The following is a 14,461-nucleotide window of genomic DNA, read 5'->3' as shown; positions in this document are numbered from 1 at the left end:
CTACAAAATGGGTTCGGAGTGGAAACATTCGGAACCCATTTATCATTCCTCTTTGTTTTTTAGTAAATAGAATCAAGTTGATTTTAACCCATACTCACCGCCCGACCCGGCGGAAAGCGAAGACCCGGGTACGGAAATGGAAGGCCAAATAAAAAAAGACATAGGCATCCTCGATAAATTACTTTCATCATGGTATCATTGAGGATGTACGGACAACCATAAAAGGTTGTGTGAAAGGAGATATCAAATGAATCAGGATATAGCCCGTTTAATCGACCATACCTTACTAAAAGCAGATGCAACAAAGAAAGAAATAAAGACATTATGTGAGGAAGCAAGAGAATATAAATTTGCTTCAGTGTGTGTTAATCCAGTGTGGGTACGCTATGCAGTAGAACTGCTTGCCGGATCTGAAGTAAAGGTGTGCACTGTCATCGGTTTTCCATTGGGAGCAAACACTCCTGAAACAAAGGCCTTTGAAGCAGAAAATGCCATTAATAATGGGGCAGAGGAAGTCGATATGGTTATCAATATCGGTGCACTAAAGGATAAAGATGACGAACTTGTAGAAAAAGATATCCGTGCAGTAGTGGAAGCTTCAAAATCAAAAGCTCTTACAAAAGTAATAATTGAAACTTCCCTTTTGTCTGAAGAAGAGAAAGTGCGTGCATGTAAACTTGCAGTAAATGCAGGCGCGGACTTTGTCAAGACATCAACCGGATTCTCAACAGGCGGTGCTACCGTGGAAGATGTCGCACTGATGAGAAAAACAGTCGGCCCTGACATTGGTGTGAAGGCATCTGGCGGTGTCCGCAGTGCTGCTGATGCAAAAAACGTTGTAGACGCGGGTGCGACAAGAATAGGAGCAAGTGCTGGAGTATCCATTATTAAAGGGTTAACTGCAGCGACGGACTATTAAATAAAAAGACAGAAGCGCACAGCCGGAAGTTTTTTCTGGCTGTCTGTTTGTATGTCAGAAATAAGATATAAAACTGACCGATCGCCGTCAGCCTTTATGCAAAAAAAGGATCATTTTCGCGAATTGCCTGGAAAAGGGAAGTACCAGAACTGAGGTTATTACGTTAAATAGAACGCTTGCATGTGCAAGTTGCAGGGCCTTATCAGTGGTTAAAAGGGCGGTAAGGCTTTCCATACTGCCGATAAATGGAAGGAAAAAAAGAACACCCAAAACATTAAGCCAGATATGAGCATATGCGGTGAACTTTGCTTCAGGACCCGATCCAATGCTAGCCATATAACCTGTTATGCAAGTGCCGATATTAGAACCAAGCATAATGGCAATTCCTGCATATACACTGATTTGCGCTCCTGCTAGAAAGCTCATTGCTATTCCTATCGTTGCCGAACTGGAATGGATTATTGCGGTTACCACAATGCCAGTGATCAAAGCTAACACAAGGTGGTTTTCTATACTAATGAGCAATTTGTCGACTAGAGGAAGCGAGGAAAGCGGTCCTGCAAGCATTTTAAACCCTCCAATAGCCGCAAAAATTGCACTCAGCCCTATAAGCGCTGTTCCAAAACTTTTTGCCATTATATGTGGAATCAGACAAAAACCAACGCCCGCAATAATCCCGGGTATTGCCCATTTATCCAGGGAAAGAGTCATAAATTCCGTTGTAACGGTGGAGCCGATATTGGAGCCGAGTATAATTCCGATGGTTTGGGAAAAGGAAAGCGACCCAACAGATACAAGCCCAACTGTCATTACCATTACCGCCGAACTGCTCTGAAGTACACCGGTAATGATGGTTCCGGTTAAGAATCCCTTCCAAGGGGCATCCGTCACTTTGGACAAAACTTTTTTAAGTGATTCACCGGATAAATTAAATAAGCCGTTTCTCAACGCAGCCATACCAGCCAGAAATATGCATATATATATAATAAATAGTAAAGACTCGTACATATGGTCACCCCCTGTGTTTTCATCATATGGGGGTAAGGCGCTGGACATGCTTATTATTTGTCCCTTTAGCCTGATCAATGAACCATGCAGTGAAAGTTGTAGATTTTCGATTCTTCATGATATTTAACTGAATGGCAGCGGGCCAGTATAACGTTACATTCGCTGTATGGATTGCCGAATAATGAAGGCACCATTAATAGTTGACCTGACTGTACTCATATATTATAATGGATAAGTACATGTTGACAACATGTTGCCAACTATGAGTTAGTGTGTTGTTTTCGGAGGGAGGGAAAGAGATGTCTAAAACCGTCGTTCGTAAAAACGAATCGCTTGAAGATGCTCTTCGTCGTTTCAAACGTACTGTATCTAAAGCAGGATCGCTTCAGGAAGCTAGGAAGCGCGAGTTTTATGAAAAACCAAGCGTAAAGCGCAAGAAAAAGTCTGAAGCAGCTAGAAAACGTAAATTCTAAGAGAGGGTGGAAAGATGAGTCTTCTCGAGCGTTTAAATAATGATATGAAACAAGCGATGAGGAACAAGGAAAAGGACCGACTCTCTGTCATTCGTATGGTCAAAGCATCCCTTCAAAACGAAGCGCTTAAAGTCCGTAAAGAAGAGTTGACAGAAGAGGAAGAATTGACAGTGCTCTCTCGCGAATTAAAACAACGCAAAGACTCCCTCCAAGAGTTTGAAAATGCAGGTAGAATCGATCTCGTGGATAAAATCCGTACCGAAATAGGCTACGTTGAGGCATATATGCCTAAGCAGCTTTCAGAAGAAGAAGTGGCAGCCATTGTTACCCAGACGATTGCTGACGTAAATGCAACATCGAAAGCTGATATGGGGAGAGTTATGGGAGCTTTGATGCCTAAAGTAAAAGGTAAGGCTGATGGTTCCTTGGTAAACAAATTAGTACAACAACATCTATCTTAAACTCTAAACCTCTAAACCGCAGACATATTTGTCTGCGGTTTTATATATGATTAGCAAGGCCCTTCCAGGTCGTCAGTAAAATTAATTCACCCCAAAAACAATGCAAAAAGTGTGCTAGAACCCCCTTTCACCTCATACATTTGAGATGAAAGGGGGTTCTTTTTCTATGGCACCAAAATGGGGGCAAAAGCTTAGAAGGATGCTTGTGAAGACAATGGACCTTCCACAAGATGTCATGATGGACCTGCCGAGAATTACAATGATAGGCCAGTTACATATATACATTGAGAACCACAGGGGCCTTTTGACATTTACTGATAAAGAAGTGAGGCTGATGCTAAAACAGGGTCAGCTTCTGATAAAAGGTGACGGTTTTGTCATTAGAACGATCCTGTCTGAAGAAATTATGCTGCAGGGAAAGGTTAATGGGGTGTATTTTATCAATGAATGAGCATTGGGAGGATAATCATGAAGAATCAGTGGACAAACTTTTATACCGGTTATGTAAAAGTGAAAGCATACGGCAAAGGGACGGAAAGACTGGTTAACGCATTAGTAAGAAATGGCATCCATGTCTGGGACGTAACCCGTTCCGGCCCTGATTCTATCCTCTTTTTCATGGATCTTGACGAAGTTCCCTCATTGCGAAAGGTAGTCCGCAAGAGCGATTGTAAGGTCAGCTTTGTTCACGGGAAGGGTGGCCCATTCATTCTAAAAAGGATAATGAAAAACAGCGGTTTCCTTGCAGGGAGTATAGCATTTCTCATTTCCATATTCATTTTATCCAATATGATATGGAAGATAGATGTTCACAATGCTAATCCGCAAACAGAACATGCCATCCGGAAGGAGCTTAAGAACATTGGAGTAAAGGTGGGGAAACTGCAGTTCCTTGTATATGATGCAGAAAGCATTCAACGAAAACTATCCGAAAGGATAGATTCCGTTACCTGGATCGGAGTGGAGCTAAAGGGGACAACCTATCATTTTCAGGTAGTTGAAAAGAAACAGCCTAAAGTCACACAAAAAACCTCACTACAAAATTTAGTGGCAATAAAAAAGGCCGTTATTACTGATATGTTCATTGAAAAAGGACAACCTAAGGTAAAAGTGAATGACTATGTTAATAAAGGACAATTACTCGTTTCCGGTTTAATTGGAAAAGATGACAATCCCCAGATTGTGGGGGCAAAAGGAGTAATTAAGGGGGAAACGTGGTATAAGTCTAACGTAGAAGTACCATTAAAGACAAAGTTCTCCGTTTTCAACGGAGAGGAAAGAACCAAGCATAGCCTTTTGCTGTGGAAGGCTTCAGTCCCTATTTGGGGATTTAGGGATCCCGGATACAAAAGCTTTGAAACCGAAGTAACCGAAAGGCCGTTTTTCTTCCTGCAATGGAAATTGCCGATTTCTTATAAAACAGCCACAAAAAGGAATAAGGAAGTAATCGTTCGAAATTACACAGCTGAACAGGCTGAGAGGGAAGCGATCAAGATGGCCAAAATTGATCTGAGTAAGCAACTTCACCGCGATGCCAGAATTGTTGGAGAAAAAATTTTACACAGATCAATTGACAATGGTAAAGTTAAAATGACCATTCACTATCAGGTTATAGAAAATATAGCGGCCGGACAACCAATCTTTCAAGGAGACTAACGAATGCCAGAAGACGTTAAGGTTATTAATCTAGAGATTGAATCACCCAATGAAGCACAGGCTTTATTAGGAAATGCTGATGCTAATATAGGAGTCCTGGAACAAGAATTGAATGTATCTGTGATCACTCGCGGACAGGGAATTTCCATAGCGGGCGAGCTTGACCAGGCTAGGGAAGCGGAAAGTATACTCAAAGCGCTTTTAAATGTAATAAGAAAGGGCATTAATATAAGCTCCAGAGATGTTTTGTATGCAATCGAGCTATCGCGGAAGGGCACACTTGAATATTTCCTTGAATTATATGAAGAGGAAATTGCGAAAACGGCGAAAGGGAAATCGATCAGGGTAAAGACACTAGGACAAAGGCAATATATTTCAGCTATCAAAAAGCATGACCTTGTTTTTGGCATCGGGCCAGCAGGTACAGGAAAGACCTATCTCGCTGTCGTAATGGCTGTCAATGCTCTAAAGAACGGACAGGTCAAACGGATTATCCTTACTCGACCGGCAGTCGAGGCTGGAGAAAGTCTTGGGTTCCTGCCGGGGGATTTAAAGGAGAAGGTCGATCCATACCTTCGCCCCCTGTATGACGCCCTGCATGACTTATTGGGGATGGAGCATACCCAAAGGCTTATAGAAAGAGGAACCATTGAAATTGCTCCGCTGGCTTATATGCGAGGGAGAACTCTGGATGACGCATTTGTGATCCTGGATGAAGCCCAGAATACTACTTCAGCGCAAATGAAGATGTTCCTGACAAGACTTGGATTTGATTCGAAAATGGTCATTACAGGTGACCGTTCCCAAATCGACCTCCCGAAAGGGGCTAAATCTGGATTAATCGCAGTGGAAAATATTCTAAGAGGCGTATCAGGAATTTCCATCACTTATCTTGAACAAAGCGACGTTGTACGCCATCCCCTGGTTTCCAAGATTATCAGCGCTTATGAGAAGGCAGAAAAGGCATGACATTGTAAAGAATCCGCCCAAAACAGGCGGATTTTTTCATGTGCCAGCAGGAAAATGCCGCCTAGGAAGAGCTTTTTGAAAAGGGAGGATGAAAATTATGAGGAAAACTGTTATGATTTTACATAATTACAGTCCTTACTATTGAATGCTTTCCTTATATAGGAGGGGAAACCTTGAATTTTATTCATCGCAATATGACCAAGCTCAGGAAGCTACTTGGCAATCGCATTTTCCAGTCGTTACTATTTGTGGTACTGGGTTTATTTTCTTTTCTGATGATGTATTCGAACGTAAAGCCTGAAAAGATAAAGATTGAACTGCTGAAGCCGGCAGAGCAGACAATAAGAGCCACTAAAACAGTGGAAGATATAGAGGAAACTCAGAAAAAAAGGGAAGAAGTCCTAAAACAAGTCAAAGATGTGTATACCTTAAAAAGGGAATATGCTGAGAATAAAGTAGATTTATTGGTATCCATCTTCGATTCCGCCATTGAGGTTAAACAGGAAGCGGATAAACAAGAAACAGAGCAAACCAAAGACGGTGACAAACCGACCATTGTCAGTATGCAGGATCGAGTCGCCATGTTGAAGGGCAAATTAACCGATGAAGTTAACAAGGATATCCCCGAGTTTGTCTTTAACGCTTTGGCGGCAGCGGATGAAAATCAAATCAACATTACGCAAGACTCTACTATTACAGTTGTCAATAAAGTAATGAATGAAACGATTGCTGCTGATGATGTGGAAAACGCTAAAAAAAGGGCAGAGGACGAGCTGAAGCTATCCAGTTTAAACCCTGAAATGCGTAATGCTTCAATCGCTCTGGCAAGGAATTCCATCATCCAAAATTACTTTTTTGACAAGGATAAGACAGAAGAACAGCGTGCAAAGGCAATGGAGTCTGTGGAGCCAGTCAGGATCCTGCAAGGTCAAGTGATTGTGGAGGAAGGAAAATTAATTGATCAGAAGATATATCGTCAATTAGAGCTAGCTGGTTTTTTAAGCAGCGAGAATACATTATTCCCGTATTTAGGGATATTCATGTTCGTATCACTGGTTTTTGGGGGCTTATATTACTACTTCCGTAATATTCCTTCTTCAGTCGAAGCTAAAAAGGCAACTAATCTAATGATATTCAGCCTAGTATTTATCATTGCCGTCACGGTTATGAAAATAGTCAGCATTTTTGCTGACCTGAAGTATCCAGATTTAGGCTTCTTTTTTCCGGCTGCCATGGGGGCAATGCTGATCAAGATTCTGCTGAATGAGCGTTTTGCAGTCGCACTTACGATAGTATGCGGTGTTTTCGGTACAATTATCTTTAATGGAGAAACTCCTGGAAACCTGGATTTTTCAATTGGATTATACATAATGTTCAGCGGTATCGCGAGTATCATAATCCTTTCTGAGAAGAATTTTAAAGCGAAAATCCTTCAGGCGGGGTTCGTACTGTCACTTGTCAACATTATATTGCTGTTATCGATCCTTTGGATTTCGGAAGGCAATTACACAAAGATGGAGTATCTTTTTTACACGGTTGCTGCAGTGGTTTCAGGGGTGGGCTCCTCCATCCTTACACAGGGGCTTCTGCCTTTCTTTGAGGCTGGTTTTGGCATATTATCGACCATGAAGCTAATAGAACTATCCAATCCAAATCATCCTTTGCTCCGAAAGATATTGACCGAAGCGCCGGGAACATATCATCATAGCGTGATGGTCGCCAATCTGGCTGAATCCGCATGTGAATCCATAGGTGCAAATGGACTTTTGGCGAGAGTGGGCTGTTACTACCATGATATTGGGAAAACAAAAAGACCCCAATTTTTTATTGAAAACCAGATGAATATTGAAAATCCTCATGACAGGCTGCCGCCGTCTACGAGCAGGGATATTATCATTGCGCATGCAATCGACGGCGGCGATATGCTGCGGAAGTATAAGCTGCCGCAGGAGATTATTGATATTGCTGAACAGCACCATGGCACCACGCTCCTTAAATATTTTTATCATAAAGCAATTGAGAACGGGGAAGATGTTATGGAGCAGGATTACCGCTATCCCGGTCCCAGGGCGCAGACCAAGGAAATAGCGGTGATCGGAATCGCAGACAGCGTGGAGGCAGCTGTCAGGTCGATGAGCCAGCCTACTGCAGAGAAAATTGGGAGCATTGTTGATAAAATTATTAGTGACCGGCTGGATGACAAGCAATTCAATGAATGTGACATTACAATGAACGAGCTGAGAATTGTGAGGGAGTCCCTGTGCGAAACTCTGCATGGCATTTTCCACTCACGGATAGAATATCCTGAACTGCCTAAATTAGAACAGAAGGTGAACCTATGATTTTAGAAATAGATTTTATTGATGAAACAAATAATGTGACAGATGAAGCGATTAATCTGGTTGATTCATTGCTGCAATTTGCGGCTGAGAAGGAACAAATTGATGCTGGCAGCGAACTGTCTGTAACCTTTGTAACAAATGAACGGATACAGGAGATAAATAAAGAATACCGTGAAAAAGATGCTCCTACCGATGTTATATCGTTCGCCATGGAGGAAATGGGCGAGGAAGAGACTGAAATTATCGGAGCGGACATGCCTCGCGTACTGGGGGATATCATCATATCCATTGAAAGGACTAGAGAGCAGGCTGAAGAATACGGCCACTCTTTTGAAAGGGAGCTAGGCTTTCTTGCACTGCACGGCTTCCTTCATCTCTTGGGGTATGATCATATGAATGAAGAGGATGAACAAGAAATGTTTAAAAAACAGAAGGACATCCTTGAGGAATATGGCCTTTCGAGATCGCAATAAAAAATGGCCGCTCAGTAAAAGTTTTTTGTTTGCGTTCCAAGGAATCGCCACAGCCATCATGGCTGAGAGAAACATGAAAATACATGTTTTTTCAGCTGCCGCAGCTGCCCTTTTAGGCTTGTATTTTCACATCGCCGCTATGGAGTGGCTGTTCCTTTTGTCGGCAGTAGCAGGGATGATCAGCCTGGAAATGGTGAATTCAGCATTGGAAAGGGCAGTTGATTTAGCTACAGAGGATTTACACCCCTTGGCAAAGCAGGCCAAGGATATGGCGGCGGGTGCAGTACTAATATATGCATTTTATTCAGTTGCCGTAGGCCTGATTATATTCCTGCCCAGAGTTTTTTCATAAGCAACATTTTATATTCTTGCCGTTTTTGTATTATTGGAGAAAAATATTTACGAAATCCATATTTTCATCATCCTGTATAAATTCGTATGTTGAGCAATGTTTCAGGATTGGCAATTTATAATTATGCCCCGGCAGCTCACTCTTTGTTGTTACGCTATCATTACATTTCCTGAATATATATGCAAGACAAGCAATGATGCGTTACAATGACAATAACATTAGCTTCGGAGATGTTCATAGTAAAAACGAGTAATACCGGTTATTTCACATGTTCCATGCGAAGTTTTAACCCTGATAAATGGGGAACTAGATTATTAACAATGAGTGCGGCCAGGAGCCTATAGCGGAGGACTTTACATGAATAAATTATTTGACGAACCAACATCGAAGGATTATAAATCAGGTTTTATTTCGATTATAGGCAGGCCTAATGTCGGAAAAAGCACCTTTCTAAACCGGGTCATCGGTCAGAAAATTGCTATCATGAGCGATAAGCCTCAAACGACCCGTAACAAGGTCCAGGGAGTATTGACTTTATCGGATGCTCAAATGATTTTTATAGATACGCCTGGAATTCATAAGCCTAAGCACAAGCTGGGGGACTTTATGATGAAGGTAGCGACAAATACGCTTAAGGAAGTAGATCTGATATTATTTATGATTAATGCTGCCGAGGGAATCGGGCGCGGCGATGAATTTATCATCGAAAAATTAAAGTCCGTCACAACACCTGTTTTCCTGGTGGTGAATAAAATCGACCAAGTGCATCCGGACGAATTGCTGCCTTTGATCGAGACATATAAGGACCTTTATCCTTTTGCGTCCATTGTTCCTATATCAGCGCTTGAAGGTAACAACGTCGAAACCCTTCTTGGGCAAATAAAAGAGCATCTTCCTGAAGGTCCTCAGTTTTACCCTGCCGATCAGGTTACGGACCATCCTGAACGTTTTATTATTTCAGAATTGATAAGGGAAAAGGTATTGCATTTGACTCGTGAAGAGATTCCTCATTCCATTGCCGTGGTGATCGATTCGATTAAAAAGCTGGAAAACAGTGAAACGATAAATGTTATGGCAACCATAGTGGTTGAAAGAGACTCTCAAAAAGGAATCGTTATTGGTAAGCAAGGCAGCTTGTTAAAGGAAGTAGGAAAACGTGCAAGGCTGGATATTGAGAATTTGCTTGGTTCAAAGGTTTTTCTTGAGCTGTGGGTAAAGGTGCAGAAGGATTGGCGCAATAAAATGTCCCAATTGAGGGACTACGGTTTTAATGAAGATGAATATTAATCTATTCCCAGTATTTTATTCTTAGTAATTTTTGTTTCTCATGTTTTTAATAAGAACGGTCAAGATAAACGTAAGGGCGGGACTTTTGGACAGATGCTAGTTAAAATTGAAAGGTGGGCTTAATTTATGTTAGATTTTACCTGGAAGGTTTTCAGTCAAACAGGCAGCATAGATACTTACTTGCTGTTTAAGGAATTACAGGTGGAAGGACAGGAAAGAGCCGAAATCAAGGATGACCAGCTAGCAGAGGTTGATTTTCCTATCTCCTGAAATTTGTCTTGTATGAAATGGAAGGTGACCTGTCTTGCTGCAAAAATGTGAAGGCATTGTCATACGACGGACGGATTATGGAGAAAACAATAAAATCATTACACTATTTACCCGGGAGATGGGTAAAATAGGTGTGATGGCCAGGGGAGCCAGCAAGCCCAACAGCCGGCTCTCGGCCGTCACCCAGCTTTTTTATTACGGATACTATCTTTTCCAGGCCACAAGCGGGCTCGGAAGCCTCCAGCAGGGAGAGACGGTAAACTCCATGCGCTCTATCAGGGAGGATATCTTCGCAACAGCATATGCATCATATATCGTCGAACTGCTTGATAAAAGCGTGGAAGATAAAAAGCCTAACCCCTTCTTGTTTGAATTGTTGTTTCAAACATTAAGTTACATAAATGAAGGATATGACCCCGAGGTGCTTAAATTTATCTTCGAAATGAAAATGCTGCCGGTCATTGGCTTAAATCCAGTTTTGGATCGATGTGCTGTTTGCGGAGAGACAGAAGGGGAATTTTCGTTTTCTATAAAGGAAGGCGGTTTTATTTGCCATAGATGCCTTGAAAAAGATCGTTTTCACATGAAAATTTCACCAGCAACAGTTAAGCTGCTTCGCCTATTTTATTTCTTTGATTTATCGCGGCTTGGAAATATATCCATAAAGACGGAAACAAAAAAAGAAATTCAAAAAGTAATCGATGCTTATTATGAGGAATATTCAGGATTGCATCTGAAATCAAAAAAGTTCCTTAAACAAATGGATCAGATGAAGGATCTGCTATAGTTTGAGCATTATGTTGACAATCTTAGGTGACTTCGCTAAAATCAATTCATAATATTCGTTGCAGTGATGGAAAAGAGTACGTGACTTTACTCCATAAAAGCGATTCCGGGATGGTGCAAGCCGGGAAATGGACAGTCGCAGAAAGGCGTTCCGGAGCAACAAGAACTTAAAGAGGCCGGTTTTTCCGGCAAATAGGGTGGAACCGCGGGTAAACTCTCGTCCCTATGCCAATGGCATAGTGGCGGGAGTTTTTTGTATTGGATGAAAAGTCTGCCTGCCGCTATTAGACAACAAGGTTTTTCGATAAAAAACTGGAAGCAAGCTGAATTAAGTCAAAAATAATATGGAGGTTGCTAAATGAATATCCAAAACATGATTTCTACTTTGCAAAAGCATTGGGCTGACCAGGGCTGCATTCTTATGAACGCATACGATACGGAAAAAGGGGCGGGAACGATGAGCCCATATACATTCTTGCGCGCAATTGGGCCAGAACCGTGGCGTGTGGCCTATGTTGAGCCTTCACGGAGGCCTGCTGACGGACGTTACGGGGAAAACCCCAATCGCCTGTACCAGCATCACCAATTTCAAGTAATCATAAAGCCATCTCCCGATAATATTCAGGAAATCTACCTGGATTCTCTAAAGGCTTTAGGCATTGATCCGCTGGAGCACGATATCCGATTTGTGGAAGACAATTGGGAGAATCCGTCTTTAGGATGTGCCGGACTTGGCTGGGAAGTGTGGCTGGATGGGATGGAAATCACTCAATTCACTTATTTCCAGCAAGTTGGGGGCATTGAGTGTAAGCCGGTATCTGTGGAAATAACATACGGAATTGAACGTTTGGCGTCATATATACAGCAAAAGGAAAATGTATTTGATCTGGAATGGACTGAAGGATTTACATACCGAGACATTTTCCTCCAGCCAGAATACGAGCATTCCAAGTATACGTTCGAGACATCCGACTTAGATATGTTGTTCCAGCTTTTTACTATATATGAAAAGGAAGCACACCGACAAATGGATGAAGGGCTTGTGCATCCTGCCTATGATTATGTTTTAAAATGCTCTCATACTTTTAACCTGTTAGATGCCAAGGGAGCGATTTCTGTAACAGAGAGAACGGGATACATTGCACGATGTCGGAACCTTGCCAGGAAAGTGGCAAAAACCTTCTATGAAGAGAGAGAAAAAATGGGATTCCCAATCCTGGAGAAAGGGGAAAAGGCAAATGAGCAAGCGTGATTTATTGATTGAGATTGGATTGGAAGAGATGCCTGCCCGGGTCATTTCTTCATCTATAGAACAATTTTCTGCAAAACTCGAGAGATGGCTGTCTGAGAAGGCAGTAGCGTTTGGGGATGTTAAGGTCTTTTCAACTCCTAGACGACTGGCTGTTTTAGTTAAGGATGTCGCAGAAGCCCAGGAGGACATTCATGAAGAGGCCAAGGGACCTGCAAGGAAGATCGCGCAGGATGAAAGCGGAGGCTGGACTAAAGCTGCACTTGGTTTTGCACGGGGACAGGGAGTTTCTGTAGAGGATATTTATTTTAAAGAAATAAACGGAGTTGAGTATGTGCATGTAAACAAGTTCATCGAGGGGAAGCCGACATTCGACTTGCTTCCTGAGGTCAAGGAGATCATTATAGGTCTTACTTTTCCTAAAAATATGCGTTGGGGCAATGAGGACCTGAGGTATATCCGCCCGATTAAATGGATTGCAGCATTATTTGGAACAGAGGTTATCGATTTTAGAATTACCCATGTAGCTGCCGGGCGCAGTACGGTGGGTCATCGATTCCTGGGAGAATCTGTAACAATAGACACTCCAGAAGATTATGAGCATATTTTGAAGCAGCAGTTTGTGATAGCAGACAGCGAGGAAAGAAAGAACATGATCCGCAGCCAAATAGCAAACCTTGAATCCGGCCAAAATTGGGTCATTCCGATTGATGAGGATTTGCTGGAAGAGGTAAATAATCTTGTAGAGTACCCGACTGTTTTATTTGGACGCTTTGAAGAGGAGTTTCTCGAAGTTCCTCAGGAAGTATTGATCACGTCCATGAAGGAGCACCAAAGATATTTTCCTGTTAAAAATTCACAAGGAGAACTGCTCCCATTCTTTGTAACGGTCAGAAATGGAGACGAGCGAAATCTTGATATTGTAGCGAAAGGGAACGAAAAGGTTCTTCGGGCACGTTTGTCAGATGCTGCTTTCTTCTACAAAGAAGATCAAAAGCTTGAAATTGACAGTGCTTTAAAAAAGCTTGAGACGATCGTTTACCATGAAGAAATTGGAACGCTTGCTGAAAAAACTGAAAGGGTCCACAGGCTTACAGGATTGCTGGCGGATAAGCTGGATTTAAACGAGCGTGAAAAAGAGCTCGCTTCACGGGCAGCCCAAATTGCCAAGTTTGATTTAGTCAGCCATATGGTATATGAATTTCCGGAGCTTCAGGGTTATATGGGTGAGAAATATGCTTTATTAAAGGGAGAGCCAAAAGAGGTAGCTGCAGCAATAAACGACCATTATATGCCACGGCATGCGGATGATCAGGCTCCTCCTTCCATAACCGGAGCGGTTTTAAGTGTAGCAGAGAAAATTGATACAGTAGCTTCTTTCTTTGCTATCGGCATTATTCCCACTGGCTCGCAGGATCCATATGCATTAAGAAGGCAAGCGAGCGGCATCGTGCAAGTGTTATTGGAAAAAGAATGGCCAATATCACTTGAGGACATTGTCTCCATTGCTCTCGATCAAATGTCGGAAGCAGGTGTCTTAAAGCGCGACCGCCAGGAAGTGGAAAATGACCTTCTTGTCTTCTTGAAGGCAAGGATTAAGCATTTGCTGAATGAAAGACAAGTGTCCTATGATGTTATCGATGCTTTGCTCGACAGCAAGATCGGAAATGTTTCAAGATTGGTAGAGCGCGCTGGCGTCCTTCAACACGCTAAAAACCGGACTGGTTTTAAAGAAGAGATGGAAGCCTTGAGCAGGGTAATGAACATAGCGGCAAAAAATGAAGGGAATGCTGTTTTGAATAGTGTGCTATTTAAAACAGAATATGAGGCGAATCTTTACAATAAATATAAAGAGCTTTATGAACAATACGTAGACACAGAGTCGGAAACGGAACGTTTCGAATTGTTAGTCTCACTTAAACAAGACATAGAGCTATTTTTTGACCATACGATGGTTATGGCTGAAGACATGGAGCTGAGAAACAATAGATTGGCTCTAATGAAGGAAATTAGTGACTTTATTTCCAGCTATGCTGCTGTGAACAAAATCATCGCAGTGTAATGTAAGAGTACAATGGGCTTACAGAGTACCTTTATTGCAGCAGGGAGAAAGCAACTGGCAAACCAGATTTAAAAAAGCATCTCTTTTCAATTTAGTGTTATAGTATATAATATATGACATATAGTATAGCCTATTTATTTTTCTCTGCCAGTGC

General features: G+C 42.0%; 15 protein-coding genes. 14 read left to right on the top strand and 1 reads right to left on the bottom strand.

Features of this window, described 5'->3' with window-relative positions:
- Positions 1-247 precede the first annotated feature (247 nt).
- The gene (gene deoC / locus V1500_RS19250; protein ID WP_409301764.1) at positions 248-919 is read left to right on the top strand and encodes a deoxyribose-phosphate aldolase; all 672 of its coding nucleotides are present in this window, start codon (positions 248-250) and stop codon (positions 917-919) included.
- A gap of 87 nt (positions 920-1,006) precedes the next feature.
- Here deoC and V1500_RS19245 read toward each other — a convergent pair whose 3' ends face one another.
- Positions 1,007-1,927, bottom strand: a complete 921-nt coding sequence (locus V1500_RS19245) for a Na/Pi symporter (RefSeq protein ID WP_409301762.1) — start codon at positions 1,925-1,927, stop codon at positions 1,007-1,009.
- Positions 1,928-2,226: 299 nt separating this feature from the next.
- On the opposite strand from V1500_RS19245, the gene rpsU reads away from it, so the two are divergent.
- From rpsU to glyS, 13 genes are all read left to right on the top strand, one after another.
- Positions 2,227-2,400 carry a 30S ribosomal protein S21 gene (rpsU, locus tag V1500_RS19240; protein ID WP_028391853.1) on the top strand — a complete coding sequence of 58 codons (174 nt, stop codon included), beginning with the start codon at positions 2,227-2,229 and terminating at the stop codon, positions 2,398-2,400.
- A gap of 14 nt (positions 2,401-2,414) precedes the next feature.
- Complete coding sequence (locus tag V1500_RS19235) at positions 2,415-2,861, top strand: GatB/YqeY domain-containing protein (RefSeq protein WP_409301759.1); 447 nt, start codon at positions 2,415-2,417, stop codon at positions 2,859-2,861.
- Between the two features lie 166 nt (positions 2,862-3,027).
- On the top strand, positions 3,028-3,312 hold the full coding sequence (gene yqfC / locus V1500_RS19230) for a sporulation protein YqfC (protein WP_409301757.1): 285 nt from the start codon (positions 3,028-3,030) through the stop codon (positions 3,310-3,312).
- A gap of 17 nt (positions 3,313-3,329) precedes the next feature.
- On the top strand, positions 3,330-4,517 hold the full coding sequence (yqfD, locus tag V1500_RS19225; protein ID WP_409301755.1) for a sporulation protein YqfD: 1,188 nt from the start codon (positions 3,330-3,332) through the stop codon (positions 4,515-4,517).
- A 3-nt stretch (positions 4,518-4,520) separates the two neighbouring features.
- The gene (locus V1500_RS19220; RefSeq protein WP_409301753.1) at positions 4,521-5,486 is read left to right on the top strand and encodes a PhoH family protein; all 966 of its coding nucleotides are present in this window, start codon (positions 4,521-4,523) and stop codon (positions 5,484-5,486) included.
- Positions 5,487-5,659: 173 nt separating this feature from the next.
- Positions 5,660-7,828, top strand: coding sequence for an HD family phosphohydrolase (locus V1500_RS19215; protein ID WP_409301751.1), 2,169 nt, complete (start codon positions 5,660-5,662; stop codon positions 7,826-7,828).
- A complete protein-coding gene (ybeY, locus tag V1500_RS19210; RefSeq protein WP_409301749.1) occupies positions 7,825-8,301 on the top strand; it encodes an rRNA maturation RNase YbeY in 477 nt (158 codons plus the stop codon). The genes V1500_RS19215 and ybeY overlap by 4 nt, the downstream gene beginning before the upstream one ends.
- Before the next feature lie 73 nt (positions 8,302-8,374).
- A complete protein-coding gene (locus V1500_RS19205; protein ID WP_409301747.1) occupies positions 8,375-8,653 on the top strand; it encodes a diacylglycerol kinase family protein in 279 nt (92 codons plus the stop codon).
- A gap of 357 nt (positions 8,654-9,010) precedes the next feature.
- The gene (gene era, locus V1500_RS19200) at positions 9,011-9,940 is read left to right on the top strand and encodes a GTPase Era (RefSeq protein WP_409301746.1); all 930 of its coding nucleotides are present in this window, start codon (positions 9,011-9,013) and stop codon (positions 9,938-9,940) included.
- A 126-nt stretch (positions 9,941-10,066) separates the two neighbouring features.
- Positions 10,067-10,210, top strand: coding sequence for a YqzL family protein (locus tag V1500_RS19195; protein ID WP_409301744.1), 144 nt, complete (start codon positions 10,067-10,069; stop codon positions 10,208-10,210).
- Positions 10,211-10,244: 34 nt separating this feature from the next.
- Positions 10,245-10,997 (top strand): DNA repair protein RecO, encoded by a 753-nt coding sequence (gene recO / locus V1500_RS19190; RefSeq protein WP_409301742.1) that lies wholly within the window; start codon positions 10,245-10,247, stop codon positions 10,995-10,997.
- A gap of 357 nt (positions 10,998-11,354) precedes the next feature.
- Complete coding sequence (glyQ, locus tag V1500_RS19185; RefSeq protein ID WP_409301741.1) at positions 11,355-12,248, top strand: glycine--tRNA ligase subunit alpha; 894 nt, start codon at positions 11,355-11,357, stop codon at positions 12,246-12,248.
- Entirely contained in the window at positions 12,235-14,307 is a 2,073-nt protein-coding gene (glyS, locus tag V1500_RS19180) for a glycine--tRNA ligase subunit beta (protein ID WP_409301739.1), read from the top strand. The genes glyQ and glyS overlap by 14 nt, the downstream gene beginning before the upstream one ends.
- The last annotated feature ends 154 nt before the right edge of the window (positions 14,308-14,461 follow it).

It is taken from the genome of Peribacillus sedimenti (genome assembly GCF_046237635.1).
Taxonomy (GTDB): domain Bacteria; phylum Bacillota; class Bacilli; order Bacillales; family DSM-1321; genus Peribacillus; species Peribacillus sedimenti.
The sequence above is the reverse complement of the archived record's forward strand: the minus strand, read 5'-3'. Positions and strand labels throughout refer to the sequence as shown.